Genomic DNA, 25,042 nt, shown 5'->3' with positions numbered 1-25,042 from the left:
CATAACCACTTGCATAACAAGCATTTGGGCGAGGATAGGAGCATGGTCGACTACGTCGGCATCGCGGACATTCAGCACCTGGTGAACGAGATCGGGCCGGGCGAATTCATGGAGCGGCTGGCCGCCCAGATCGAGTCGGACTATCGGCGGTGGGGCCAGTTCGAGAAGTCGGCGCGACTTGCCAGCCATTCCGACGTCGGTGTGATCGAGCTGATGCCCATCAGCGACGGCGATCTGTACTCATTCAAATACGTGAACGGTCACCCGAAGAACACCAGCCTCGGTCTGCTCACTGTCACCGCGTTCGGCGTGCTGGCGGAAGTTTCCACGGGTTACCCGGTGTTGCTCTCCGAGCTGACTGTAACGACCGCGCTTCGTACTGCCGCCATGTCGGCGCTGGCGGCGAAGTGGATGGCGCGCCCCAATAGCAAGAAGATGGCGCTGATCGGCAATGGCGCGCAGAGCGAATTCCAGGCCATCGCGTTCCAGCGCATGCTCGGTATCAGCGAGCTGCGCCTGTACGATGTCGATCCGCAAGCGACCGCTAAGCTCGCTCAGAATCTGCGCGGCCTGCCGGAGTTCCGAGGCGTTTCGCTGGTCCATGCGACCTCCAGCGCAGAGGCTGCGTTGGGCGCCGACATCATCACGACCGTCACTGCCGACAAACGCAATGCTGTGATCGTGACGCCGTCGATGGTTGTACCGGGAATGCACTTGAATGCTGTCGGCGGCGATTGCCCGGGCAAGACCGAGCTGCACGCCGATATTCTGCGTCGGCCCGATGCGCGCGTCGTCGTCGAGTACGAGCCTCAGTCGCGCATCGAAGGTGAGATTCAACAGATGCCGGCCGAGTTTGCCGTCACTGAGTTTGCTGACGTCGTCAACGGTGTACGGCCGGGACGTGGTACTGACGCTGAAATCACGGTGTTCGACTCGGTGGGCTTCGCGCTCGAGGACTACTCGGCCCTCAAGTTCCTCAATGAGCTGACGCGCGAGCGTCCGGAATTCTGTCGTCAGATCGATCTGGTGCCGGATCTGGACGATCCGAAAGATCTGTTCGGCGGCACGCTCGGCGCGAGCAAGCGTGGCCGGATGCGCAGAGCGGCGTAAGAGGGCTACGTCAGCCTGAATGTTTGCAAGTGGATGCTGGTCTCGGTGTTACCGACGCCTTTGATCTTCCGGATGCGCTCCAGCACTTCGGACAGCTCGGCGATCGAAGCGGCGTGCACCTCGGCCAGCAGATCCCAGCGACCGTTGGTATCGTGAAGCGAGCTCACCGCGGGCTCGCCCAATAGGCGCTTCACCACCTCGCGGGTCTTATCTCCCTCGACCGCGATACTGATCCAGGCCCGGATGCCGGTCGGTTGGCTGTGGGCACGGACCTGCACCGAATAGCCGGCGATCACGCCATTCGCTTCGAGCCGGGCCAGCCGGTTCGAGATCGTGCCTCGGGAGACCCCCAGCTTTCTCGCCAAAGTCGCCGTCGGCGTCCTGGCATTCACGCGCAACAACCCCAGCAGTTGATGGTCGAGCGCATCCAGCGCTGCATTCTTATCGTTGGTCGGCTTGGGGTCGCTCTGCATGACGCGGCATAGATTATCCGATTACAGTCGACCTCGGCAGGACCTTAGGGGCCCCGGATACGTAAGCGGCCCCCTGCAGGGCCCCACGGAGGTCCCTAGGGGTCTTACTTCGTTGCCCGCCCCGTGCAATCCGAGCCGAGTAACAATGCAAGTAGTGAATGACAGCCCGACCTCCGGCGTGGCCCGATTCTTCAAGTCGGCCTCGGTCATCGAAGCGTACGAGATGCGCGCCGTCGTGCTCAGCATGACGTTTTTCTTTCTGCTGTTCGGCAGCTATTCCGTCATCAAGCCGGTGCGCGACGCGATGGGCACGGTGTACGGCATGGACAACATCCAGCAGCTGTTCACCGGCACCTTCATCATCAGCTTCCTGGTCGCGCCGCTGTACTCGTTCATGGCGTCGCGCGTGAAGCTGTCGACGTTCCTTCCCTGGATCTACGGCGTGGTCGCGCTGTCGATCGTCGGCTTCTACGCGGCGTTCGAGTTCGGTGCGGAAGAAGACCGCTGGGTGGCGGCGGCGTTCTACATCTGGGTGAGCACGTTCAACATGCTCATCATCTCGGTGTTCTGGACCTTCATGGCCGATCTGTTCTCGCGGACGCAGGCCAAGCGGCTGTTCGGCTTCGTCGCCGCCGGGGGCACCCTCGGCGGTATCGTCGGGCCCGCCACGGCGACGTTGCTGGTGAAGTCGCTGGGTAACGAGAATTTAATGTTGATCTCCGCCGCGGGGTTCGCCTTGACCGCGATGCTCGTGCACATGCTCTCGGTGGAGAAGAGCCGCATGATCGCCGCCGGCGTCGAAGCGCAGCGGACCACGCTCGATCACAAGCTCGCCGGCAATCCGCTGGACGGCTTCAAGCTCTTGATGAAGTCGCGCTACCTGTTACTGCTCGCGGCATTCCTGCTGCTGATGACCTGGATCTCCACGGTGGTTTATATCCAGCTCGGCGACCTGATCACCAAATCGTTCGAGAGCCGTGAAGCGCGCACGCAGGCGTATGCGACGATCGATCTGATCGTGAACAGCGCGGCCGTATTCATTCAGCTGTTCGGCACCGGCCGGATCATTTCGCGGTTCGGCGTGACGACGGGGCTGCTGCTCAATCCCATCATCATGGTGATCGCGTTCTTCGCCGCGATTCTGTCGCCGGTGCTGATCGTGCTCGCCGGTATTCAGGTGACCCGACGCGTCGCGGAGTACGCCGTCGCCAAGCCCACGCGCGAAATGTTGTTCACCGTCGTCGATCAGGAGAGCAAATACAAAGCGAAGAACGTCATCGACACGGTGGTGTACCGCTTCGGCGACGTGAGCTCGGCCTGGGTCAGCTCGTTCATCCTGCCGTTCGGCGTGACGGGCCTGGCGATCTTCGGGGCCGTCGTATGTTTGATCTGGTTCCCGATCGCCTACACCTTGGGCAAGCGCTACGAGAGCGTGAGCGGCTCGACGCTCACATGAAGTTGCGGGTGTGCATGTCCGCGAGACGTTGCGCCTGATCGGCCGGGAAGCCGAGATGTAACAACCGGGATTTGCGGCCTGCGGCCATGTCGAGCTTCAGTTGTTGAGCGGCTGCGTGTCCGCGTGCGATCGCAGCTGGCGTGAGTGAGCCCGCAGCGAGCAATACCAAGGCGTCGAACACTTCTTCGTTGAGACCGGAGGTCGGTGCCAGGTCTTCGTGGCGCTGTTCGATGGCGTTCTGCAGCCGGGCCAGATAGTCGGGCTCGACCGAGAGCCGATATTTCAAATGCGCCATGCCGAAGGCCACGTGACGGGCTTCGTCGCGCGCGGCGAGTCGGCAGATCTGACGGGTCACTGGATCGGGCCCGAACTCGCACAGGAAGTTGAGCAGGTTCACGAACGTGCCTTCGCCAAGCACCGACAGCAGAAAGGTCGCGGAGGAAAAGTCGGGCGCCTGTAACAACGTGCGCAACGATGCCTGACCCCCGGCGGTCGACAGCATCGGCGCATGCCCGCGCAGGCCGAGGCGACGCGTGAAGACTTCGACGTGTCGTGCTTCGTCGGCACATTGGAGCGCGAGGACCTGCTGCACTTCACGATAGTGGGGATGTAACTGGCCGAGATGCCGTGCGGGCACAATGAGCGCCGCGTTCTCGTTCTCGACGAGGAAGGTCATGACTTGAACGACCGCGGCTTCGATGGCGGGATCGAGCTCGAACGGCGCGTCCCAATCGATGGCTGCCTGAGGATCCCATTGCGCGGCCACGCCTTGACGATAGATCTCATCGGCCGTCGTGGCCCACAACTCGTCGCGATTGCTCAATGTGAAGTTGAAGGCGGGGCTGCCTGCTTCAACCGTGGCGCCGCGTGCCGCCAGGCCCCACTCGGGTTTGGCCGAGGGGGCAGGCGACTGGCTGTGACCCGTGGCGAGCGCGTCACGCCAGCGGCCTTCCGCCCAGGGGCCGCGGGTGATGATCGCCTCACATGTGCCGTCGGGTAACGTCGATGTTTGAATCGCGTGGCCTTGCTGGCGGCACCACGCGGTCAGATGCAATTCCCAATTCGCCGCGCGACCGCGAGCATGCAGGGTGCCGGCCCCCGGCACTTGCGCCAAAGCGCGGCGGACGAGGAGCAGGGCGCCTTCGTCCAGGCCGAGCGCTTCAGTATCGATAGTCGGCGCTGCGGATGCTGCCGTCGGGTCCATAGAAGTTTTCTTCATCGACTGCGCGCTCGAGCGCGGCATAGCCGCTCGTGCGTCCCGGCAGCCATTGTTTCAAGCCTTCCAGTTCCAGCAGCGGGCGGACCTCCGGATCGTCCCAGCGCATCGACAGCAGCAGATCGACGAATTGCGAGATCGCGTAGGCCGGCGCGTCGGGGCTGGTGGTGAAGTTGCAATGATCGTAAGGCATGGTCTTCAAGATCACACGAGTGCTGCCGGCCGGCAGCGTGCCGTCCAGGCTGAAAGCGAGCAGGTTGCTGTCGATCATGCAGGCGGCGTCGATCTCATCGCGTAACAGCGCGAGCGCCGCGTCGCGCTCGCCGCCGATGTGATCGCCATGCTTGCCACCGAGCGCGTCGAAGCGGCGGACTTCAAAATCGCGACCATCGACCAGGTCGGACGAGCGCAAGTGATGCAAAGGAAGCAACGTCGCTTGCGGCGAATCGATCGCGCCGACACCGAGCGTCCGATGGCGGAGATCGGCGGTGCTCTGTATCGGTCCATCGGCTCGAGTGACGATCACTGAGCGAAGATCGCGGTCGGTATCGCGCATGGCTATTGCTTGCACGGATTGTCCGAGGCTGCGAGCGATACGATCCGCGCGCACCCAGGCCAGCGGTGAGTTCCAGGCCAGATGGATCGAGCCGTTGAACTGCGCCTCGACCTGGGCTTCATAGTTCGAATACAACACATAGTCGAACTGCAAGCCGCGCTGCTGGAACCAGGTCTTGAAGCCTTCCCAGATGGTGACGACTTTCGGCGCATACGCCACCGCGCCCAGGACCAGATCGGGTGGATTCATAGCTGAGCCTCAGAACAGCGGCAGGCCGGTGATTGCTTTGCCGATAAAATCGTAGAGCACGTCGGACGTCGGAGCCATCACGCTCGCCGCGCGGGCATCGCGAAACAAACGTTCGATGCCGGCCTCGCCCCGAAACGCGGCGCCACCGCACACTCGCATTGCTGTATCGGTGACTTCGAGTGCGGCTTCGCCGGCGGCGGCTTTGACTTCCAACACCCGGAGCATGGTGTCGCTGCGATTCGTGGTAATCGCGGTGACGGTATCGTTGAGTAACGCGTTTACCGCGTCCGTGCGAATGCGGGCGCGTGCCAGATAAGCACGAATGGTCGGCAAATCGGCCAGCGATGTTCCGATGTGTTGATGCTTGGTGCGGGCGACGTGAGCGACAGCTCGAGTGAGCGCGCCTTCCATCAAGCCGACGGAGCACGCGGCACTGAGCGTTGAAAACCACGGCAGCACGACACCCATCATGATGTCAAAGCCTTTGCCGTCTTCGCCCAATCGATCACTCGCACGAACGCGTACGCCTTGAGCAGTGATTGGCGTGGACGCGTTGCCACGCAGACCGAGGCCGTCGAATGCGCCCGGTTGGCTCAAGCCGGATAGCTTCGCGTCGACCAGCCACAGCGTGCTCGCGCCTTCTGCGGCCAAAGGTTTGCTCGACCAAATGTAGCTGTCTGCTTCGAACGCGGAAGTGACCCAGCTCTTGCGCGCATCCAGCACCACCTCGTTGCCTTCGGCTCGTGCCGTGCTGGCCGGTGCCCAGAAGTGACTGCGCGACTCCGCTTCGGAGAACGCGAGTGTCGAGAGATGTTTTCCCAATGCAATCGCTTCACGCAGTTCGTCGGTACCGAGCTGATCCAACACGGCGGTGGCGCAATAGTGCATGCACACCACCATCGCGGTGGAAGGACAGGTTTGCGCGACGCGCGAAACCACTTCAGTGGCTTCGCGCAAGCCCAGGCCCATGCCGCGCACACGCGTCGGCAAAGTGAGGCCGAGCAGTCCCGATTCACCTAGTGCACTCATTACCTCTCGGGGGAAGCGGCCTTCCTCGTCAGTGCGCTGAGCGAGCGGGGCGAGGGTGGTATCGACGATCTCATCGAGGCGGGCGAGGTGATGCATGAGTACGTCCACATGAGGGAGAAGACGTGGCGGAAGAGGTAGGAGTCGAACCTACCGAAGATGCATGGCACCTTCCTCCGAGTTTGAAGTCCGGGCACCCCGCCGGGGATGTTTCTCTTCCGCGGCTATGGTGCATTCGTGCGGCCTGCATTGTCCAGTTGGGGCCGGGCGCTGTCGCCGACCACGAGGTGGTAGTCGGGGCGCACTTTGCGGCAGTCGCCGTCGCGACGTGTGACGCCGATGCTGTCGAAGAATTCGAGGATGCGGATCGTTTGATTGCGGCCGATGCCGATTGCATCCCGGTACTGAGCGGCGGTGAAGCCTTTGCCGCCGAGTTCTCGAGCTAGCGTGGCGGCGCGTTCAGCCAGAGCCGCGACCTGATCGCGCAACATGAAACGCTCGTCGTCGATGCGCCAGACGTCGCCGCTGCTACGACGCCGATAGAGCAGAGCCTTCATGACCGGCTCGCTGATCTTCGTATCCGCCGCCAGTTCGCTTGGAGAAAACGGCAGCGCGCCGCGGGTTTGCACGAGACGTTGCACCTTGTGCCAGCGCTCATCTTCGGCTGCGCTGAAGCTAACGGTGTGGCCGGGCAGTCTGATGACGGAGCCGCTTGTTTCGATGACGTGCTTCTCGACCAGATGCTTTTGCACGGCCAGAAACGCGTCGGCGGAGAGCGGTGTTCTTAGCGATGCCTTGAGCTCACGTGAGCTCATGCCGCGGGCATCGGGGTTGTCGCGGTGGAATGTTTTGAGCGAATCGGCAATATTCTCTGTGATCTCGGCGAGGCGCTTGCCTGGTATCGCGAGCGGGGCCGGGGTGCCGAGTAACACGGCGTCCGCCTCTCTATAAAGAGTTTGAGCGGCGGCGGAGGTGAGATTGAAGCGGCGCTCGAAGTCGACGGTATTTACTTCATAGCCCGGAAGAGCGAGTAATGCCGCCAACGCCGCCGCCGGGTCTATTAGTTGCAGAGCCGCTGAGGTCTCGGCACGGTGGTTCTGCTTGCGCCGCTCGGTCGGCGGGAGCGGATCGATGATCGTGCCGCCGCCGATGAGCGACCGTCCTGAGTGATCGCGCAAGACAAAGCGGTCGCCGACGATGGCGCAGGTCGGGTGATCGAGGGCGAGTTGGACGATGGCTTCCGTTCCCGAGGCGATAGAGCTTTGTCGCGGGACGAGCACGCGGGCGGGAATGTCTGCTGTGCCGAGATGAAGATGGACCGGCGTGTTGTGCTTCAACACGGCGCTACAGTCGCGTGCTTCAAGTCCACGGCTGGGAACGTCAACGGTGCGACCGTCGAGCAGCTTCAGTCGTACCTCGATCCGCGTCGTCGGCGCATGCATCGACGGGACGAGCAACCAATCGCCGCGATGGATATCGGCGACTTCCACGCCGGCGAGATTGATTGCACATCGTTCGCCCGCTCGAACCTGTGTGCGCGGCTGACCGGCGCTTTGCAGACCACGGACGCGTGTTTCCAAGTTGCGAGGTGACAGCACCAGATGAGCGCCGACCTCGAGCGCCCCGTCACGGACAGTGCCTGTGACGACGGTGCCCGAGCCCGTGACCGAAAACACTCGATCGATTGCGAGGCGGAAATTGCGCTCGTGCGTGGCTCGCTGGTGCTCTGTGCGATTGGCTTCGCGCAGAGCGGCGGCGAGCGCAGGCATGCCGTCGCCGGTCGTCGCGGACACTTCAAACATCGGCGAGTGGGCGAGGGCGGACATGCCGTCGCTAGTCATAGCTGACACTTCAAACATCGGCGAGCCGGCGAGCGTAGTGCTGGAAAGCAAAATTTCGACTTGCTGGCGCACTTCAGCGATGCGTTCTCGTGAACTACGGTCGCATTTCGTGATCGCGACGACACCTCGCTCGATGCCGAGCAGGTCGAGAATCTGTACGTGTTCTACGGTTTGAGGCATCGCTCCGTCATCGGCGGCGACGACGACCAGCGCGAAATCGATGCCGCTCGCGCCGGCCAGCATATTGCGGACGTAGCGTTCGTGGCCCGGCACATCGACGAAGCCGATGATCGGGCCGTCGTCGGGCCGCCAGTAGGCGAAGCCCAGATCGATGGAAATGCCGCGTGCGCGCTCTTCCGGCAGCCGATCCGTCTCAACACCGGTGAGCGCGCGGATCAGCGAAGTTTTGCCGTGATCGATGTGGCCTGCGGTCGCGACGAGCATAAGGTAACGATATGATGGGCACTGCTTGCCGGGCAACGCGGACCCCGATCTATGGCCACTCAGCCGACCAGTCCTTTCCCGTCTGTCGATCGCATCGTGCGGTTCGAAGCCGTGGCCCGCCTGTGCGAGAGCTACGGCCGCGGCGCAGTGATCGATGCGATCCGAGCGGTGCTCGACGATTATCGCGCACGTATGAGCCAGCCGGAATATCTGTCGCCAAGTGACAAGGAGTTGTCGCAACAAATCGAAGATCGCTTGAGGGCACGCTCGACACCGCGACTGCGCCGAGTGTTCAATCTGACGGGCACCGTGCTCCACACGAATCTCGGGCGCACACAGCTCTCGTCGCGAGCGATCGAGCATGCCGCCATGGCGATGCGCGAAGCCTGCAATCTCGAATTCGATCTCGACAGCGGCGGTCGCGGCGAGCGTGACAGCCTGGTCGAAGACATTCTGATCGAGTTGACCGGCGCCGAAGCGGCGACGGTAGTAAACAACAATGCGGCGGCGGTATTGCTCGTGCTCGCGACGCTGGCGCAGAGGCGCGAGGTCATAGTGTCGCGGGGCGAGTTGGTGGAGATCGGCGGAGCGTTCCGGATTCCCGATGTCATGCGCAGTGCCAATACTCGATTGATCGAGGTGGGCACCACCAATCGAACCCACGCCGCCGACTATCAGAAAGCCATCGGTCCGAAAACTGCCGCGCTCATGAAGGTACACACCAGCAACTACAAGATCAGCGGATTCGTTGCTGATGTCGCGGAGCCCGAGGTCGCTCGCATCGCGCACGAGCACCAGTTGCCGTTCATCATCGACCTGGGGGCCGGCAGTCTGATCGATCTGACTGCGTATGGTCTGCCGAAGGAGCCGGTGGTGCGTGAGACAATCGCGAGTGGCGCCGATGTCGTTACATTCAGTGGCGACAAGTTACTCGGCGGTCCGCAGGCCGGTTTGATCGTGGGCAAGAAGGCATTGATCGACAAGATCAAGCGTCATCCGTTGAAGCGCGCTCTGCGCGTGTCGAAGCCGGTGCTGGCCGCACTCGAAGGAACGTTACTTGCGTATCGCACGCCCGATCTGTTGGTGCAGGAGTTGCCGACGCTACGTTTGTTGACGCGGCCGGTAGCAGATATCGAAGCGCTCGCGAATCGGCTGCTGCCGCACCTTGCCGCCGCGCTGGGAACGCAATGGCAAGTAACGGTGACGCCCGTTGCCAGCCAGGTCGGCAGCGGCTCGTTGCCCGTCGAGATCATTCCGAGCATGGCGCTGACGTGTCGTCCCACGAGCGCCAAAGTCGGCACGGCGTTACAGCGCCTGTCCGCCGCACTACGCAAGCTGCCGACGCCTGTGATCGGACGAATCGCAGATGATGCGTTGGTGCTCGATCTACGCTGTCTGGAAGATGAGCCGGGCTTTCTCGCGCAACTCAGTCAGCTTGTCACGAAGTGATCCTCATGAATCCATCCGCTGAACCCCGCCTCAGTTCTCTGTCTCACGGCGGCGGCTGTGGCTGCAAGATCGCACCGGGCCTGCTGTCGCAAATTCTCAAAGGCACGTCCGCGCTGCCCATTCCGCCGGAGCTGATGGTCGGCATAGAAACATCCGACGACGCCGCGGTCTATCGGCTCAACGATGAGCAGGCGTTGATCGCGACCACGGATTTCTTCATGCCCATCGTCGACGATCCGCACGACTTCGGCCGCATCGCCGCGACCAACGCGATCAGCGATGTTTATGCGATGGGCGGACGACCCATCCTGGCACTGGCCATCGTGGGCATGCCGATCAATGTGCTGTCGCCGGCCACCATCGGGAGAATTCTCGAAGGAGGAGCTTCGGTGTGCCGGGCGGCCGGCGTTCCAATCGCGGGCGGGCACAGCATCGATTCCGTCGAGCCGATCTATGGATTGGTGGCGCTGGGGCTCGCTCACCCCGATCGCATCAAACGAAACGCCGATGCTCAGCCCGGCGATGTCCTGGTGTTGGGCAAGCCGCTCGGTGTCGGCGTGTTATCCGCTGCGCTCAAGAAGGGAGCATTGGATGCGCAAGGCTACGAGCAGATGCTGGCGACCACGACTCAGTTGAATACTCCGGGTCCCGATCTCGCGGCGCTGCCTGGAGTGCACGCACTGACCGATGTCACCGGCTTTGGGCTCGCCGGTCACACGCTGGAGTTGGCGCGGGGTGCGCGATGTGACGTGCAGATTGAGTGGTCGACAGTGCCTTTACTGAACGGCGTGCGTGAACTGGCGAAGCAAGGTTTTGTCACGGGAGCGTCGGGCCGCAATTGGTCGGGCTATGGCGCGGAGGTGGTTCTACCGCCGACCTTTGCAACGGAAGACAAAGCACTGCTCAGCGATCCACAAACCAGCGGCGGTCTGCTGGTGTCGTGCTCGCCGTCCGCGGTGGATGAAGTGCTCGGCGTGTTTCGGCGCCATGGTTTCGAGCACGCCGCGAAGATCGGCTCGGTCGCTGCGAAGAGCGCCAAGCCGACCTTGATCCTTGGTTAAAGCCGGTAGTCCAGCCCGATCAGGAATGTCCGGCCGCGCAGGTCGTACTGCGTGAAGTCGTACGGTGCACGGATGCCAGGAAACGAAGCGTCGTACGGCGGCTGCTCATCGAACAAGTTCTCGACTTTGGTGTACACCGTCAGGTTGTCGGATCCCGCCGTCCAGCCCGCATACAGATCGAATTGCTCGTAAGCATCGACGCGCGACTGAACAGCCGTCGCCGCGGCGCTGGCCTTCTGATCGTAGCCACCGGTGTGATACCACGTCAGCGCCGTTCTGATGGCCGCGATGTTCCATTCGACCGTGGTCGTCGCCTTGTTGGCGGGCAGCGAAAAGGACGCGCCCAGGTTGGTGCCGGCGTAGTCGACCAGCGGTCCGCCGGTGGTTTGCGGGCGGCGATAGTCGTGCACGTGGGTGTACACGGCAGTGACACCGAACTCGCCGACGTTCTGCGTCCGCCAGCGTTGCCGCAATTCCACGTCGACGCCCGACGTGGTCAGCTCGCTGAGATTCTGATAGCGGTTGTACACGGCGACCAGTTTGCCGCGAGCGTCGCGCACCACATCGGCTGGACGGTTGTTTTGCACGATGGTGGTCGTGTTATCCGTGCCGATCAGATTGTCGAGCTCGATGCGATACCAGTCGACGCTCAAGCTCGATCCCTGCCACGGCGTCAGCACGACGCCGAGGTTGTAGCTATGAGTCCGCTCCGGATCGAGGTTGGAGTTGCCAACCGTGAAGAACGTCGGATTCTGTCGCGAGCCGGGCACGTCCGGATCGTATGGATCGACCACTGAGCCATAAGAAATATTGGTGCTCGCCGAATTCTCCGATAGGGATGGCGCACGGAACCCACGTGAGGCCGCGCCCCGCACGGCAAGCACATCCAGAGGCTGCCAACGCAAGCTGGCCTTCGGCGAGAACGCGCTGCCGAAGTCGCTGTAGCGATCGCCGCGACCCGCCAACTGCAATTCCAGCGTGGAGAACACGGGAACATTCACTTCGGCGTACGCCGCCGTGACATGACGCTTGCCGTCCACCGCCGCGATCGCGGGACGGATCTGCAGGCCGGCGTCGATCTGCCAGGGATTGCGCGACTCCAGTTCCTCTTCGCGCCATTCGAGCCCGGCCGCGAAGCCGACCGGTCCCGCCGGCAGCTCCAACAGGTTGCCGGTGATTTTGAAGTCCGCGCCATTCAAACGTGAGTCCGCCGGACGCACGGTGCTCAAGCGGATCGAATCGATGACGGACGGCGGCGTGCTGGAAGGATCGTGCAAGTTATAAGTGCCGTTGGCCAGCGCCGCGGCCAGGCCCCAGCGATTCGCGAAGCCGCCCGACACTGTTTCTTCCTCTTTACTACGAGCCGAGAAAGCAGAAGCCTCCCAATCCCAACGTTCGCTTCGACCTCGCACGCCGGCGACGACTCGATACGCGTCGGAACGATTGGTCTTCACCGATTGGCCCAGATCGAAGAATGTATATTCGATCGAGGTGTTGACCCCGTAAGGATTGTAAGGATTGTTGGCGGGCAACACGGCGGCCACGGGCTCGGCGAGCCCGGTGTCGGCGTTCAACGCGAACCGTCCACCCTCCAGCGTGAAGTACGGGCTCGAGCCGAAGATCGAAGCGCCGCGAATGTGGCTGTAGATCACTTCGCCGAACGCGTCGACGTTGTCGTTGAGTCGCAGCGTGCCGTTGATGTAGCCCTGATAACGTTCGGTGGACGGAATCAAAGTGGTGTAGGGCGCGAGGTTGATCGCGCAGGTGTTGCCGGCCAGACCGTCGATGGGCGCGCTGGCGGTCAACTGCATGCCGTCGGGGCAGTTGCCTTGGGCATCGAGCAACGGCACTGAGACACCGTTGACCAGAAAGCGGGCGCCCTTGGCGCTCCAGCCGTTCCAGCGACCGCCGGGCAGATCGGTGTAGATACCCGACCTGGTGAGATCGCGCTCGTCTTGATCGAGGCGCTCCCGATCGTAGGCCTCGAAGCTGAAGAGCACGTTGTAACCATCGGCGTTCTTGTCGCCGATTCCGCCGAGGAATCGCGCACGTTTGGTGTCGAGACCGCCTTCATCGGTGGTGCTGAAGCTGCCGCCGGCCTCGAAGCCTCGATAGTTCTCGCGAGTGATGATGTTGACCACGCCCGCGACCGCATCGGAGCCGTACACGGCGGACGCCCCGTCCTTCAGCACATCGATGCGCTCGACCGCGACCAGCGGCAAAGCGTTGAGATTTACGAACGTGTCGGAGAGGCCGTTCGCGGGGAAACCGTAGTTGGCAAGTCGACGGCCATTGAGCAACACGAGCGTGTTCTTCTGCGACAAGCCACGCAAGCCGATGCCGGCCGAGCCGGAGGCCCAGCCATTGTTGGTGGTCTCGTTGGTGGCGTTGCCGGTGTTGGCGGACACCGAGCGAAGCACATCGGCCACGGTGACTTTGCTCGACGTCTCCAGTTCCTCGCGGCTGATGATCTGCACTGGATTCGGTGCGTCGCTGCCGCTGCGCTTGATGTTCGAGCCGGTGACGACGACGGTGGCCAGTGTTTCGTCGCCGGCCGCCGTCGTCTGGGTCTGAGAGAAAGCTGCACCGCTCACCCCGCCGCCGAGAATGACCGTGAGCGCAGCGGAGAGAGGCGTGAATCGTCGCATGGAACTACCTTGGATCCGGGAAAATTTGGGGGCGTCAAGGTAGCCAACCTCGAGGGGCGGAAAAATATCGGTTCGGCATCAGTTCATGATTCGTAACCGCCGCTGACCGCAATCAAACCGGCCGGCGCAATCGTCGCCACGCAAGGTTCATGCGCGAGGCTGCGGGGTAGCCGTTTTTTTCGAATAGAAAAACCCGGGGGCTCGCGTCACCATGCATGGATGACCTTTATTCGTGCGTGCCTATGCGCCTTCTACTGGCTTTATTGATTGCGGTGGCGGCCCCGGTCGGGGTGTCGCTGGGGTCGGCGCCGGAGCGCTATGTCATCCTCGACGCCGACGGCGGCAAGGCCGGCGATATCGAGGTGACGCCTCGGGGATCGGGCCTCGAAATCGTCTGGGACTCCAAGAACAACGGTCGCGGCACCGAGACTCGCGAACAGCTGGAGCTCGACGCCGCCGGCCTGCCCAAAACCTGGCGCATCGAAACCAAGACCGACCTCGGTGGAACGACCGGCGCATCGTCCGGCGTCGGTGTCACGACGTTCGAATCCAAGGCCGGCAAGGCGGAGTGGACGGTGGGTTCGACCACCGACGGTCGCAAACTCTCGGCACCCGCGATCTTCGCGCCTGCCGATGCCAGTCCATGGGCGCTCGGTGTTTATGCGCGTGCGCTGCTGAAGCAATCGGGCATGACGCTCGCGTCGCTGCCGACGGGAACGCTGAAGCTCGAAAAGCAGCGGGACGAGACTGTCGCGGGCAAGGCCGTCGCGGTTTATCTTTTGAGCGGGCCGGATCAGCGAACAGAAACAATCAGGCTCGACGCGCGCGGCGAATTGGTTGCGGTCGGCGATGGTCGTGTCGTGCGCGCTGGCGAAGAAAGTGTAGCCAAGGCTTTGCGCGACGAGGTTCGAGCGAAGGAACGAGCGGCGCATCTGGCGCTCCAGAAGAAACTGCTGCACGTCTTCGACACTCCGGTCCGCGTTCGCAACGTGCGCATCTTCGATCCGGTGTCCGGCAAGCTCGGTGCGCCGTCCTCCGTCATCTTCTCAGGCGACAAGATCACGGCCATCGAACCGTTGTCAGTCTCCACGCCTGGCGAGACTGTGATCGATGGTGCGGGCGGCACACTCATTCCCGGTCTGCACGACACGCATTTTCATGTGAGCCTCGGCGGTCCTGAGGGCGCGTGGCTGTCTCTGGCTGCGGGCGTCACGACCGCGCGTGACATGGGCTCGAACAACGAGACCATGGCGCAGTATCTTGCCGACGTTGCCGCTGGCCTCATCCCCGGTCCGCGCATCATTCCGAGTGGAATGATAGAAGGCGCGAGCCCATTCTCACTGAAGTCCAGCGGCTTCCTGGTCGAGAGCGAAGCCGATGCATTGAAGGCCGTGCGGTGGTACGCCGATCACGGCTATTGGCAGATCAAGATCTACAACTCGGTGAATCATGCGTGGGTCCCGGCGATGGCGCGCGAAGCTCACGCGCATGGCCTGCGCGTCGCGGGTCACATCCCGGCTTTCTCGACTGCGGATGAAATGATCGAGGCGGGCTACGACGAAGTCATTCATGCCAATCAGCTGATGCTCGGCTGGGTGCTGAAGCCCGGCGAAGATACGCGCACGCCGATCAGACTGACCGCGATGTCGCGCTTCGCCGATCTCGATCTGAACAGTGCGCCGGTGCAGAAGACGCTGGATCTGATGCAGTCCAGGAACATCGCCTTCGAGCCGACGCTGGCCATCATGCGACGCCTGGTGATGAATCGTACCGGTCAGGTCGAGCCGGCGGATCGATGGTGGTACAGCCATTTGCCCAAGGACTTCAAGCCGGGTCGCATGATCACCGTGTTGCCGGGCTTCACCATCATGCCGATCAAAACGCCGGCGGACGACGCGGCATATAACAACGCCGCGGCGAAGATGATCGAGCTGGTGCGCATGATGAATGCCCGAGGCATTCGTGTGTTCGCGGGCTCCGATGACAACAACGGCTTTGTGATTCAACGCGAACTGGAACTGCTCGCCGAAACAGGCATGACTCCCGCGCAGGTACTGACTCGCGTCACGTTGGAGTCTGCTCGATATCTGGGCGGCGAGGCTGCCTGGGGCACGATTGCGCCGGGAAAATCGGCGGATTTCTTCCTGGTACCTGGCGATCCGACGGCGGACCTCAAAGCCATTCATTCCGTGCGGATGACGGTCGCGCAAGGTCGCGTTTACTTTCCCAATGAGATTTATCAAGCGCTCGGTGTGCAGCCGTTCGTCGAGCCGCCCAAGGTCGATAGGAACTGACTCTGATGAAAACAAAATTGCTGTCGTGGGTCGTCGGTCCGTGGCTGTTGCTGGGCTCGCATGTCACACCGGCGCTGGCGGAGCTGCCGCGTCCATTCGTCGAGCAGCAGGAATCCGTCGTCGTCACGGAACATCAAGCTCGCATTGGCGATCGACAAGTCAGCTATCGGGCACGCGCCGGCAAGTTGCCGATTCGCGATGTCGGTACGGGCGAGATTCGTGCGTGGATGTTCTATGTCGCTTATGACTTGAAACCCGAGGCGGGCGCGAAGCCGCGGCCGGTCGCGTTCTTGTGGGGCGGCGGTCCGGGTGGCCCGGGCGTGCCGATGGATCTCGGCTACTTCGGGCCGAAGCAGTGGCGTGGCAGTGAGTTGAGCGACAATCCCGCGAGCTTGCTGCCGGTGGCGGATCTGGTGTTCATCGATGCGATCGGCACCGGCTTCAGCCGGGTGACCAAGGCGGATTTCGAGAACGAGTTCTACTCGGTGCGCGGCGATGCCGCCTCGTTCGCCGAGTTCATCCGCATGTGGTACACGATATACGCGAACACCGACGCGCCGGTGTATGTCGGTGGCGCGAGCTACGGCAGCTGGCGTAGCGGCATCGTGACCGAGCTGCTCGAGAAGGCTGGCCGTCACGTCACCGGCTCGCTGCTCATTTCCGGTGGCATTCTGCTCGGACAGGATTTGCTCTCCGCGCAAGAGAAGGCCGCTTATCGCGTCCCGGCTCAAGCGGCCACGGCGCTCTATCACAACCGCCTCGATCCCTCGATCGGGCGCGACATCGACGAAGTGACTGCGAAGGCGAACACGTGGGCGCGAGACACCTATTTGCCGGCGCTGCGACGTCTCAAAGATCTGAGCAAAACCGAGCGTGACACGATTGCGCAGGAGCTGTCGCGTTACACCGGCTTCCCGGTCGATAAGATCGATCGCAAGGTGCTGGCGTTCTCGCAACCCACGTATCGGGAGAATCTGCTGCCGCAGGGCCCCAAGCTGGACATCATGGATATGCGGCGCACGTCATCGCAGCTCGATCCGCCGGAAGTGCGGGCGCGCATCGCTCGTTACGTTCGCGAAGTGCTGCGCTATCCGAGCGAGCTGGCCTATGCGGGCGTGGAGCAGGGCTATTCGTCGCAAATCGGGCCAGAGGTCAAAGACCTGGGCAGTCGCTGGCTCTATGACACCGGCAAGGACAACAAAGTGGCGCCGTCCCCGCTCAATGACGGGCTCGGTCCTTCCGTGGGCGAGCCCTGGATTCTTCGCTCGATTGCCATGAATCCCGCGCTCAAAGTATTCGTCGGTGCCGGCCTGTTCGATTCGATGAACACGTGCTTCGGCAATGAGGCTTCGGTGCGTGCAATCGACGCGGACAGCGCGCGTCACTTGACGACGCGCTGTTATATCAATGGCCATCGCATGGCCGTCGATCCCGACAACATCGCGCGACTGGCGACGGATGTGCGTGCGTTCATCGCAGCGCCGCCCATTCAGGGCAACGCTGGGCAGTAGCGTTACAGCGATCCTCGCAGCGATACCGAGATGCGGCGTGGCTCACCGAAGAAGTTCTGTCGAGTGGGCCCGCTGACTTTTTCCCAGTAGCTCTTGTCGAACAGATTGTCCACGTTGAAGGACAATCGATACTTCGGTGTGATGTCATAGCTGGCGCCGAGCTGAAACACGGTGTAACCCGGTCCGCGCACCAGCTGGGCGCCGGTGCCGTTGTAAAAGTCGCTGACCGATCGCAAGCCGAAACCGATCTCCACGCCCTGCACGATGTTTTCACTCAGGGTGTGATGAATCCACAAGTTGCCGCTGTGCTTCGGAGTGAAGGAGTTGATCGGCTGGCCCTGCTGTGCCGGCGTGCTGCGTAGATATTTGGTTTCGGTGTACGCGTAGCCGCCGCTGACCGACCATTGCGGAGTGATTTCGCCGCGAGTATCGATTTCGAATCCTTGCGCCCGGGCTTTACCGGACGGGATGGAGAAGGTGAGGTTGGCGGGATCGGCAATGGCGCGATTCTCATCGATGAGTCGATAGATCGCTGCCGTGTACAGCAGCTGACCTTCGGCGGCTTCGCCTTTCACGCCCAGCTCGACCTGGCGACCGGTGCGCGGCTCGATCTGATCTCCGGAGACCGTGCGAGCATTCTGCGGTTTGAAGATCTCGTTGTAGCTGGTGTACACGGCGATGGATGGAGTGACATCCACGATGGCGGCGACATACGGTGTGAATTCCCCGTCTGCGTCGTAGCCGCTCGGCACGGCGTTGGTCACGGTCTCGGATTCCCACCAGCTCAAGCGCCCGCCACCGATCAGCGTCCACGCCGACGCGACTTTGTAGCGCAGTTGCGCGTAGGTGCCGTAGGACGTGACTTCGGTGTCCGTGACATTCGCGCTCAAGTCGAAGTTCGGCTTGGGAATGGCGCGACGATCGACGTCGAACAGGTTGATCGAGCCGTTGATGAGTGCGCTGTACGGGGCATAGTCCGTTTCGTTCTTCGAGCGGCGATAGTCGGCGCCGATGAGCAGGTTGTGAGTCTGACCGCCCCAGGTCAGCGGCTTGCTGTAGTAAACATCGAAGGTGCTGTCGGCGTCGTCGCGTTCGAACGCCGACACGGACAACGCGTTCATCGTGCCGTTCGCGGAGGGAATGGACGGGTCGAGATAAGCGGCTTCGTTCTTACGCTGCAGATGGCGCAGGGCCACTTTGAGCAGCGCGTCGTCGTCGCCGCGATGTTCCAGCTCGACGAAGGCGCTCCTTGAGTCCAGCTCCTGATAGTTCCAGTCCATCACCGGCATCGTCGAGCGCGGCATGTCGATGAGCTGTGCGTTCGCGAAGGTGGGCAGGCCGCGCGACAACACAGTGTCGACGTTTTGCCAGGTCACGCCCAGCGACACCGTGGTCTGCTCGCCGAGGTCGGTTTCCAGCGTGCCGTAGATCAAACGTTTCTTGTTGTCGTCGATGCCGTCCATGAAGGTGTCGAAGTTCTGCACGACGGCGACGACGCGGCCACGCACCGAGCCGTCGTCATTCAATGGGCTGTTGAGATCGAGGTCGAGCCGACGATCGTTCCAGGAGCCGGCCGTCAGTCCGCCATCGAGTCGGAACTCCGACCAGGCGCGTTTGCGCGCCATGTTTACTGTGACACCCGGCTCACCCGCGCCGCTGAACAGGCCGGCGGCGCCACGTTGCACCTCGACGCGATCGTAAGCTGCGAGATCGAAGTAGATGCCGTTGGTGTCGGTCTGCACGGTCAGCCCGTCGAGCTGATAGGTATCGGCAGCGTAGCCGCGGGCCATGAATTGCGTGTAGGTGCCGGTGGCGTCGTAGCGTTGGATGGTGACGCCGGTGACGTTCTTCAGCGCCGCCTCGACCGTGTTGATGTTTTGATCGGTGAGTTGTTCGCGCGTAATGATGGTGACCGAGTGAGGCAGCTCTCGCACCGAGCGTGTGTCCTTGCCCAGTGTGGTGGCGGAGGCGGCGTAGCCCGTGCCTTCGGTCGAGGCATCGACAGCTTCCGCAGCCTGCACCTTGATCTTGGACATCGTCTGTTCCTGCGACGCTTCCTGTGACATCGCGACGAAGGGCAGGGCGGCGAGCGCAAACGTGCACGCCGGGACGGCGGAGCGAATTTTATTCATGGAGCCAGCTCTTGTTGATTGATCGTGCAGCGACTGGCTGGCGATATGCGGACCCGGGGGCGGGTCGCAGGGGCTGGCGGCGTGCCCTATGTGATAACTTGGGCAGCGGCGCAATGATAGCGATTCTCGACTAACATGCAAATGATGAAGACCCGTCTGGTTTGTCTCGCGACGCTGATCGGCACCGTCGTGTTCAGTGGTGCTTCCGCCGACGCGGTCGATGCAAAGCGCATGTCGGACGCTGTTCGTGTGCTCGCCTCGGATGAGTTCGAGGGGCGTGCGCCGGGGACGCCGGGTGAGACCAAGACCGTCAATTATCTGGTCGAGGCGTTTCGTAGCCTGGGTCTGGAGCCAGGCGGAACCCAGGGCTCCTGGACGCAGGAGGTGCCGCTGCTGCGAACTCAGGTCGGAACGCCGCGGGCTTTGCAGGTGACGATCGATGGCAAGGCACAGTCGCTGAGCCAGGCGAAAACCATCTATCTCAACACGGTTCAGGATTCACAGAAAATAACGATCGACCGTGCGCCGCTGGTGTTCGTGGGCTACGGCGTCACTGCGCCGGAGCGTCAATGGGACGACTTCAAGGGCGTCGACCTGCACGGCAAGGTCCTGGTGTGTCTGGTTAACGATCCGGACTTCTCAGCGCAGCCGGGCGAGGCCGTCGCAGGAAAATTCGGCTCGCGGCGCATGACCTACTACGGTCGCTGGTCCTACAAGTACGAGGAAGCCGCGAGGCGGGGTGCGGTCGCGGCGCTCATCATTCACGACACCGAAGGCGCCGGTTACGGCTGGCCGACGGTCATCGCGGGTGGCGGCGAGAACTACGCGCTGATGTATCCGGATGCTTCCAAGGCGCCGCCCACTGTGAAATTGCAGGGATGGCTGGAGGGCGCGGCGGCGACTGAGTTGTTTCGTAGCGCCGGCCTGGATCTGGGCGAGTTGCGCTGGAAGGCGCGCAGCGCGGACTTCAAGCCGGTGGAATTGAAAGGCGCAACGTTTACCGCCGACGTGCCGGTGACGACCACTAAGAGCATCAGTCACAACGTGCTGGCGAAGATCACCGGTAGTGAACATTCCGACGAAGTTGTGATGATGTCGGCGCATTGGGATGCGTATGGTCTCGGCGCGCCGGATGCGCGGGGGCGCAAGGTTCGGCCGGGTGCGAATGACGATGCGCTCGGGGTCGCTGGCGTGCTGGAGCTGGCACGCGTCTTCAAGGCCGCGCCTCGCCCGAAACGCACGATGGTGTTCGCTGCGTGGACGGCTGAGGAGCGCGGCCTCATCGGTTCGCAAGCTTATGCGTTGAATCCGGTGTATCCGTTGCCGAAGACCGTGACCAACCTGACGCTCGATGTCCTGCAGACCGCAGGGCTGTCGCGCGATGTGTTGCTGGTGGGCGCTGGGCAGAGCGAGCTCGAAGATGACCTGGCGCGAGCAGCGGCGAAACAAGATAGAACCATTACGCCGGAGACGCTGCCGGAGCGCGGATTGTTTTATCGCGCCGATCATTTCTCCCTGGCGAGGCAGGGCGTGCCCGTGCTGTTGCTGATGGCGCTCAGCGGTGCTCCCGATCTGCGCGAAGGCGGTCGGGCGGCCGGTGAGAAATGGCTGACGGACTACATGCGCTGTTATCACCAGACTTGCGATGCGTGGGATGCGAGCTGGGATTTGCGCGGCGCCGCTCAGGACGTCGAGCTGTTTCATACGATCGCGGCCGATCTTGCCAACTCACGTCGCTGGCCGCAGTGGCGCTCGGACTCTGAGTTTCACGCGATTCGCGAACGGTCCCGTTCGCAGCGCTGAATGTTTGAAAATTATTCGTAGAAAGAAGTCAGCGTAGAACCGCAGCGACAGTTTGCGCAACGTCGGCGGTCGCTAATAAGTTCCCCCGCGCACGCCCAATGATTCACCGGACACGCGCATCTTTCCGATAAGAGTTTGCGTCGCCCGGGCTCAGCGGCTTCAACAACAATCTGCTAGGGGATTCAACCCATGTTACGGATGCATGCATTCGCTGCAGCGGTATCGCTGTCGCTGTCTCTTGTCGCAGGCAGCGCCGACGCCGCCAACCCTCTCGGAATCGCTTTCAAGACCGTCACCAATGTGCCTCTCTACGGCAAGCCTACGGGCATGCTCATCGCCGGACGTTGCAACCGCAACGACCCGACGTTTCAGGAGGCGCGGCAGAAGGGCGCTGAAGTGCTCGCCTATGTCAATCCGGTCGCTCGCCCGGATCATTTCGTGTGTGCGCTCGACACTCAGTTCTACATGAATGACATCGGTCAGGTGCCGTTGTGGCCGTACCCGACGTATGGTCAGCGCAGCCCGTGGCCGAATACACGCATGACGGATATTCGCGCCGGCTCGGACTGGTCCGATTGGGTCGTGAGCTACGTCGAGCGCTTGATGCGCGAGAAGAAAGTCGATGGCGTGTTCCTCGATGCGGTCGGCGTCCGGCCGTGGGCCAGCCTGGCCGAGTGGAACTCGTGGCCGCAGGCCGAGAAGAACGCGTTCGCCAACGGCAACCTGGATCTGGTGCGGCGCCTGGATGCGAAACGCCGCGCGATCAATCCGGACTTCATCATCGTCTCGAACAATGTTTGGGAAGCCGGCACGATGAACTTTACGGCGGCCGAGCGTTATCTCGACGGTGTCGTGATCGAACATCCCAAGCCGCTGTCGCCGTGGCATGTGAACTACGTGAACAAGCCTTTCGGCAATCTCGGCCATCGGCGCGTGCTGGTGATCGCGAACAGCAGATCGGAAGCGCAGGCGTGGGCCAAGGTGCAGGGCGTGACCCATGTGTCCGATCAAACGTCGGCCCAATACAAAAATCCGAACGTGCCGGCGGTGGCGTTTCAACGCTTGACCGATCGCTAGCGTCGGCAAAGGAACCCTCCACCATGGTCAAACATTGCAAAGGCTGGGTGCATCGTCGCCCGCCACAATGTCGATCATGGGGGAGGGGACCGTGCGCGCGAGAATTTCAGGAGTTTTCCTGGCGGGTGTCGTTGCCTTGGCAATAGTCACAGGGGCGGCGTCGGCGTCGCCCCTCAGCAGGCCGGTACCGGCCACGAATAAGGCCGACAACGCGTTGCGCCAGCAACCGTGGAACACGGCCGCAAAGATTCTCACGTCCGAGTACGAGTATCACGAGCCGACCAATCAGTCGAAGAATCAGCAATACGGCATCCAGGTCGCATTGAGCGGCGACGGCAGTACGCTGGCAGTTTCCGATATCTGGTATTACGGCGGCAGCGAATGGCCCTGGTATGGGTCAGGCGCGGTCTATGTTTATCGACGAGCGCGCAACGGCTGGACGCTGGAAACCAAGCTCGAGCCACCGGCGGCGCGGGGCTATGACTTCTTCGGTTCGGATGTGGCGCTCAGCATGTCCGGCAACGTGCTCGCAGTGGGCGCTCAGTACGAAGGCTACGACGCGCCCAGTCAGGACGCCGGACCGGGCTCGGTGTTTGTTTATAAACGTCGCAATGGCGCCTGGACTGAAGAGACGATGCTGAGAGCCAGCCGCCCGCAGGACGCGGCATCGTTTGGGCGGACTGTCGAGATCAGCGCGGCGGGTGACGTTGTCGCCGTCGGCGCGCCGTATGAATCGATCGATGCTGACGGTGTCACGCAGTCGGACGCCGGGGCGGTGTATGTATTCGCGAAACAATCCGGCACCTGGACCGAACAGGACGCCTTGACTGCGCCCGCGCCCCACAGCAGCGACTGGTTCGGTTGGGGCGTGCGCCTCAGCGACGATGGCAAGGTGTTGGGGGTGCTCTCGGCCGAGCAGAATCCCGATACCGAAGATTTCGACGTCGGTGGTTGGCCAGGTAGGGTCAACACCGTTTATCTATTCCACAAATATAACGACGGCACCTGGAATCTCGCCGCCGAGCTGGAGGGCTCCGCGAGCGAGCCGCATTTCGGCGGTACCGCCTATGAACCGGAAGGGCAGACCGAAGGTTTCGACTTGAGCGCTGACGGCCGGTCGCTCGCAATTGGATCCCCATACGCTGCTGCCTCGGATGGCTCGACAGGTGTGATCCGAATGTACCGACGACCGGTGGGCCAGTGGTTGCCCACAGGCACGGTCCTCAAGCCCGATCTTCCGGAACGCCGCTCGTTCGGCACTCGCGTCACGCTGAGTGCGAATGGCAAGACGCTGGTCGCCTTCGCGGACCAGGACGACGGCGCCTATGGAATCCCCTATGTCGTTGCGTTCGACCTGAAGCGGCATAGTTGGCAGCAGACCGCCGTGTTCGAATCGCCCGCCGCGGTTCCTGTCTCCACTGGCTTTGCGAACTCACTGGCGTTGTCGTGGAGCGGTCGCTATTTCACGCTCGGGGCACGAACGTATGCCACTGAGACGACCACGTGGGGCGCGGCGTTCAATTATGAGCGCAAGCCAAAGTAAGGTCAGTCCTTCACCACGAACTGCAGCCGCTTGAGCAGCTGACCTTGCGGCGTTCTCACGTCGACGGTCCAGCGGCCGGGCGCGTTGGCGGGGAACAGCGTCTTGCGGGAGTAGGTGCGCCAGCCGCTGTCGTTGCCGCCGTGAATTTCGGCGGTGATGCGTTCGACTTCGCCGGCATGGCGCCATTCAAAGATGATGGATTGAGCGACGCCGCTCGGTGCGCGAATCGCAGCGAAGGCGACGACGCCGGCGCTGAGCTCGGCGCTCGTGAGGGAGCGTACGGCGGGGCCGGGCGTTCGATCGACAATGGACTGGGTGATGACGGCTTGTGTCACTGCGAGTCCCGCCGGTGGAACGTGGGCGCGTAACACCCACACCAGCAGCGGGGCGAGTATGGAACAGGCGACCCAGATCAGCTTGTGACGGGTCGATCGCAAGGACCGCAGCGACATCGGTGCTGTCAGCAACAACCACACAACGACGGCGCCGAGGGACAGCGGCAGCGCTTGCTCGAGCGACAGATGCACGACCATCGGCACGACGACGACTGCCACGATCAAGCTGCAATACGCGTGAAACAGCAACCGTGTCGCCGCGCGGGCTGCGATCCAGCGCTCGTAGAGGGGATCTAACGCGGTGAGTAAGGCGGCTGCCGCGGCGATTGCGATGAAGACGATCTGTCCCACATCGCGCTGTAACGCGCCGAACAGAAACGGCAGCGAGAAGAACAGTACTTCCTGTTGCAACGACTGTGTCAGGAAGTTCGATACAAACTTACCGATGCCCGAGCGGCGCCGCTCCAGAAACCGCCGGACCAGGGGCTCGATGAGCAGCCACACCCAGCCGGCCAACGCGGCAATGGCGATGACGCGTGCGAGGTCCGCGCCGCGCTTGACCATCACGAAGCCGATCACGCCCGTGATGAAGCTGAGGGTCGGAATGAGCCAGGGAACGCGCTCGAGGAAGCGCGCGATGCGAGTGAGCTTTCGCGAGGACTCGACTTCGTCGGCCTGAGGTTCTGAAACCGTCGTCGGTATCTCCATCGTGAGCGGCAAGTAAGGATGATCGCCGTCACGATAGCGAATGCGCCGCGCCCGGGGAAGGGCGGCGGCGTGCCTCGCAGGCGAGATTCGCCCCAGATTAATCCCCCGAT

At 62.4% G+C, this 25,042-nt stretch carries 17 protein-coding genes and 1 tRNA gene; 9 read left to right on the top strand and 9 right to left on the bottom strand.

Annotated elements, in window-relative coordinates; translation table 11 throughout:
- Positions 1-42 precede the first annotated feature (42 nt).
- Positions 43-1,110, top strand: coding sequence for an ornithine cyclodeaminase (locus tag ACFPN2_RS27065; RefSeq protein WP_380602456.1), 1,068 nt, complete (start codon positions 43-45; stop codon positions 1,108-1,110).
- Between the two features lie 5 nt (positions 1,111-1,115).
- On the opposite strand, the gene ACFPN2_RS27060 is transcribed toward ACFPN2_RS27065, so the two are convergent.
- Complete coding sequence (locus tag ACFPN2_RS27060) at positions 1,116-1,541, bottom strand: Lrp/AsnC family transcriptional regulator (RefSeq protein WP_380602860.1); 426 nt, start codon at positions 1,539-1,541, stop codon at positions 1,116-1,118.
- A gap of 187 nt (positions 1,542-1,728) precedes the next feature.
- Between ACFPN2_RS27060 and ACFPN2_RS27055 the strand changes: the two genes are divergently transcribed.
- Complete coding sequence (locus ACFPN2_RS27055) at positions 1,729-3,039, top strand: NTP/NDP exchange transporter (RefSeq protein WP_380602454.1); 1,311 nt, start codon at positions 1,729-1,731, stop codon at positions 3,037-3,039.
- Here ACFPN2_RS27055 and ACFPN2_RS27050 read toward each other — a convergent pair.
- From ACFPN2_RS27050 to selB, 5 genes are all read right to left on the bottom strand, one after another.
- Entirely contained in the window at positions 3,032-4,258 is a 1,227-nt protein-coding gene (locus tag ACFPN2_RS27050; protein WP_380602452.1) for a ferritin-like domain-containing protein, read from the bottom strand. The genes ACFPN2_RS27055 and ACFPN2_RS27050 overlap by 8 nt on opposite strands.
- Positions 4,200-5,060: a phosphate/phosphite/phosphonate ABC transporter substrate-binding protein gene (locus ACFPN2_RS27045; RefSeq protein ID WP_380602450.1), complete on the bottom strand. Its 861-nt coding sequence runs from the start codon at positions 5,058-5,060 to the stop codon at positions 4,200-4,202. Before ACFPN2_RS27045 ends, ACFPN2_RS27050 begins: the two co-directional genes overlap by 59 nt.
- A gap of 9 nt (positions 5,061-5,069) precedes the next feature.
- The gene (locus ACFPN2_RS27040) at positions 5,070-6,185 is read right to left on the bottom strand and encodes an acyl-CoA dehydrogenase family protein (protein WP_380602448.1); all 1,116 of its coding nucleotides are present in this window, start codon (positions 6,183-6,185) and stop codon (positions 5,070-5,072) included.
- Positions 6,186-6,212: 27 nt separating this feature from the next.
- Positions 6,213-6,306 (bottom strand) — tRNA-Sec (locus tag ACFPN2_RS27035).
- 4 nt (positions 6,307-6,310) lie between these two features.
- Positions 6,311-8,371 (bottom strand): selenocysteine-specific translation elongation factor, encoded by a 2,061-nt coding sequence (gene selB, locus ACFPN2_RS27030; protein ID WP_380602446.1) that lies wholly within the window; start codon positions 8,369-8,371, stop codon positions 6,311-6,313.
- Between the two features lie 51 nt (positions 8,372-8,422).
- On the opposite strand from selB, the gene selA reads away from it, so the two are divergent.
- The gene (gene selA / locus ACFPN2_RS27025) at positions 8,423-9,820 is read left to right on the top strand and encodes an L-seryl-tRNA(Sec) selenium transferase (protein ID WP_380602444.1); all 1,398 of its coding nucleotides are present in this window, start codon (positions 8,423-8,425) and stop codon (positions 9,818-9,820) included.
- A 5-nt stretch (positions 9,821-9,825) separates the two neighbouring features.
- The gene (gene selD / locus ACFPN2_RS27020) at positions 9,826-10,881 is read left to right on the top strand and encodes a selenide, water dikinase SelD (protein ID WP_380602442.1); all 1,056 of its coding nucleotides are present in this window, start codon (positions 9,826-9,828) and stop codon (positions 10,879-10,881) included.
- Here the strand turns inward: selD and ACFPN2_RS27015 are convergent.
- Positions 10,878-13,529 (bottom strand): TonB-dependent receptor plug domain-containing protein, encoded by a 2,652-nt coding sequence (locus tag ACFPN2_RS27015; protein WP_380602440.1) that lies wholly within the window; start codon positions 13,527-13,529, stop codon positions 10,878-10,880. The two genes, selD and ACFPN2_RS27015, sit on opposite strands and share 4 nt — an antisense overlap.
- A gap of 242 nt (positions 13,530-13,771) precedes the next feature.
- Between ACFPN2_RS27015 and ACFPN2_RS27010 the strand changes: the two genes are divergently transcribed.
- Together ACFPN2_RS27010 and ACFPN2_RS27005 are read left to right on the top strand one after the other, a co-directional pair.
- On the top strand, positions 13,772-15,823 hold the full coding sequence (locus ACFPN2_RS27010) for an amidohydrolase family protein (RefSeq protein ID WP_380602438.1): 2,052 nt from the start codon (positions 13,772-13,774) through the stop codon (positions 15,821-15,823).
- Between the two features lie 5 nt (positions 15,824-15,828).
- Positions 15,829-17,334, top strand: coding sequence for a S10 family serine carboxypeptidase-like protein (locus ACFPN2_RS27005; protein WP_380602436.1), 1,506 nt, complete (start codon positions 15,829-15,831; stop codon positions 17,332-17,334).
- 2 nt (positions 17,335-17,336) lie between these two features.
- Here ACFPN2_RS27005 and ACFPN2_RS27000 read toward each other — a convergent pair whose 3' ends face one another.
- The gene (locus ACFPN2_RS27000; protein ID WP_380602434.1) at positions 17,337-19,466 is read right to left on the bottom strand and encodes a TonB-dependent siderophore receptor; all 2,130 of its coding nucleotides are present in this window, start codon (positions 19,464-19,466) and stop codon (positions 17,337-17,339) included.
- A gap of 141 nt (positions 19,467-19,607) precedes the next feature.
- Between ACFPN2_RS27000 and ACFPN2_RS26995 the strand changes: the two genes are divergently transcribed.
- The 3 genes from ACFPN2_RS26995 (at position 19,608) to ACFPN2_RS26985 (ending at position 23,889) form a co-directional block, all read left to right on the top strand.
- Entirely contained in the window at positions 19,608-21,269 is a 1,662-nt protein-coding gene (locus ACFPN2_RS26995) for a M28 family peptidase (RefSeq protein ID WP_380602432.1), read from the top strand.
- A 189-nt stretch (positions 21,270-21,458) separates the two neighbouring features.
- Positions 21,459-22,346 carry a hypothetical protein gene (locus tag ACFPN2_RS26990; RefSeq protein WP_380602430.1) on the top strand — a complete coding sequence of 296 codons (888 nt, stop codon included), beginning with the start codon at positions 21,459-21,461 and terminating at the stop codon, positions 22,344-22,346.
- Between the two features lie 91 nt (positions 22,347-22,437).
- Positions 22,438-23,889 (top strand): FG-GAP repeat protein, encoded by a 1,452-nt coding sequence (locus ACFPN2_RS26985; protein WP_380602428.1) that lies wholly within the window; start codon positions 22,438-22,440, stop codon positions 23,887-23,889.
- 2 nt (positions 23,890-23,891) lie between these two features.
- On the opposite strand, the gene ACFPN2_RS26980 is transcribed toward ACFPN2_RS26985, so the two are convergent.
- Positions 23,892-24,932 (bottom strand): DUF5924 family protein, encoded by a 1,041-nt coding sequence (locus ACFPN2_RS26980; RefSeq protein WP_380602427.1) that lies wholly within the window; start codon positions 24,930-24,932, stop codon positions 23,892-23,894.
- Between the last annotated feature and the right edge of the window lie 110 nt (positions 24,933-25,042).

It is taken from the genome of Steroidobacter flavus, from assembly GCF_042651805.1.
GTDB lineage: Bacteria > Pseudomonadota > Gammaproteobacteria > Steroidobacterales > Steroidobacteraceae > Steroidobacter > Steroidobacter flavus.
This window is presented reverse-complemented; position numbering and strand designations above follow the sequence as displayed.

Coding starts and splice junctions, on each gene's coding strand:
- ACFPN2_RS26990 (WP_380602430.1), top strand. CDS start 21,459: ATGTTACGGATGCATGCATTCGCTGCAGCGGTATCGCTGTCGCTGTCT.
- ACFPN2_RS27000 (WP_380602434.1), bottom strand. CDS start 19,466: ATGAATAAAATTCGCTCCGCCGTCCCGGCGTGCACGTTTGCGCTCGCC.
- selA (WP_380602444.1), top strand. CDS start 8,423: ATGGCCACTCAGCCGACCAGTCCTTTCCCGTCTGTCGATCGCATCGTG.
- ACFPN2_RS26980 (WP_380602427.1), bottom strand. CDS start 24,932: ATGGAGATACCGACGACGGTTTCAGAACCTCAGGCCGACGAAGTCGAG.
- ACFPN2_RS27040 (WP_380602448.1), bottom strand. CDS start 6,185: ATGCATCACCTCGCCCGCCTCGATGAGATCGTCGATACCACCCTCGCC.
- selD (WP_380602442.1), top strand. CDS start 9,826: ATGAATCCATCCGCTGAACCCCGCCTCAGTTCTCTGTCTCACGGCGGC.
- selB (WP_380602446.1), bottom strand. CDS start 8,371: ATGCTCGTCGCGACCGCAGGCCACATCGATCACGGCAAAACTTCGCTG.
- ACFPN2_RS26995 (WP_380602432.1), top strand. CDS start 19,608: ATGATGAAGACCCGTCTGGTTTGTCTCGCGACGCTGATCGGCACCGTC.
- ACFPN2_RS27065 (WP_380602456.1), top strand. CDS start 43: ATGGTCGACTACGTCGGCATCGCGGACATTCAGCACCTGGTGAACGAG.
- ACFPN2_RS27010 (WP_380602438.1), top strand. CDS start 13,772: ATGCGCCTTCTACTGGCTTTATTGATTGCGGTGGCGGCCCCGGTCGGG.
- ACFPN2_RS27055 (WP_380602454.1), top strand. CDS start 1,729: ATGCAAGTAGTGAATGACAGCCCGACCTCCGGCGTGGCCCGATTCTTC.
- ACFPN2_RS27045 (WP_380602450.1), bottom strand. CDS start 5,060: ATGAATCCACCCGATCTGGTCCTGGGCGCGGTGGCGTATGCGCCGAAA.
- ACFPN2_RS27005 (WP_380602436.1), top strand. CDS start 15,829: ATGAAAACAAAATTGCTGTCGTGGGTCGTCGGTCCGTGGCTGTTGCTG.
- ACFPN2_RS27015 (WP_380602440.1), bottom strand. CDS start 13,529: ATGCGACGATTCACGCCTCTCTCCGCTGCGCTCACGGTCATTCTCGGC.
- ACFPN2_RS27050 (WP_380602452.1), bottom strand. CDS start 4,258: ATGAAGAAAACTTCTATGGACCCGACGGCAGCATCCGCAGCGCCGACT.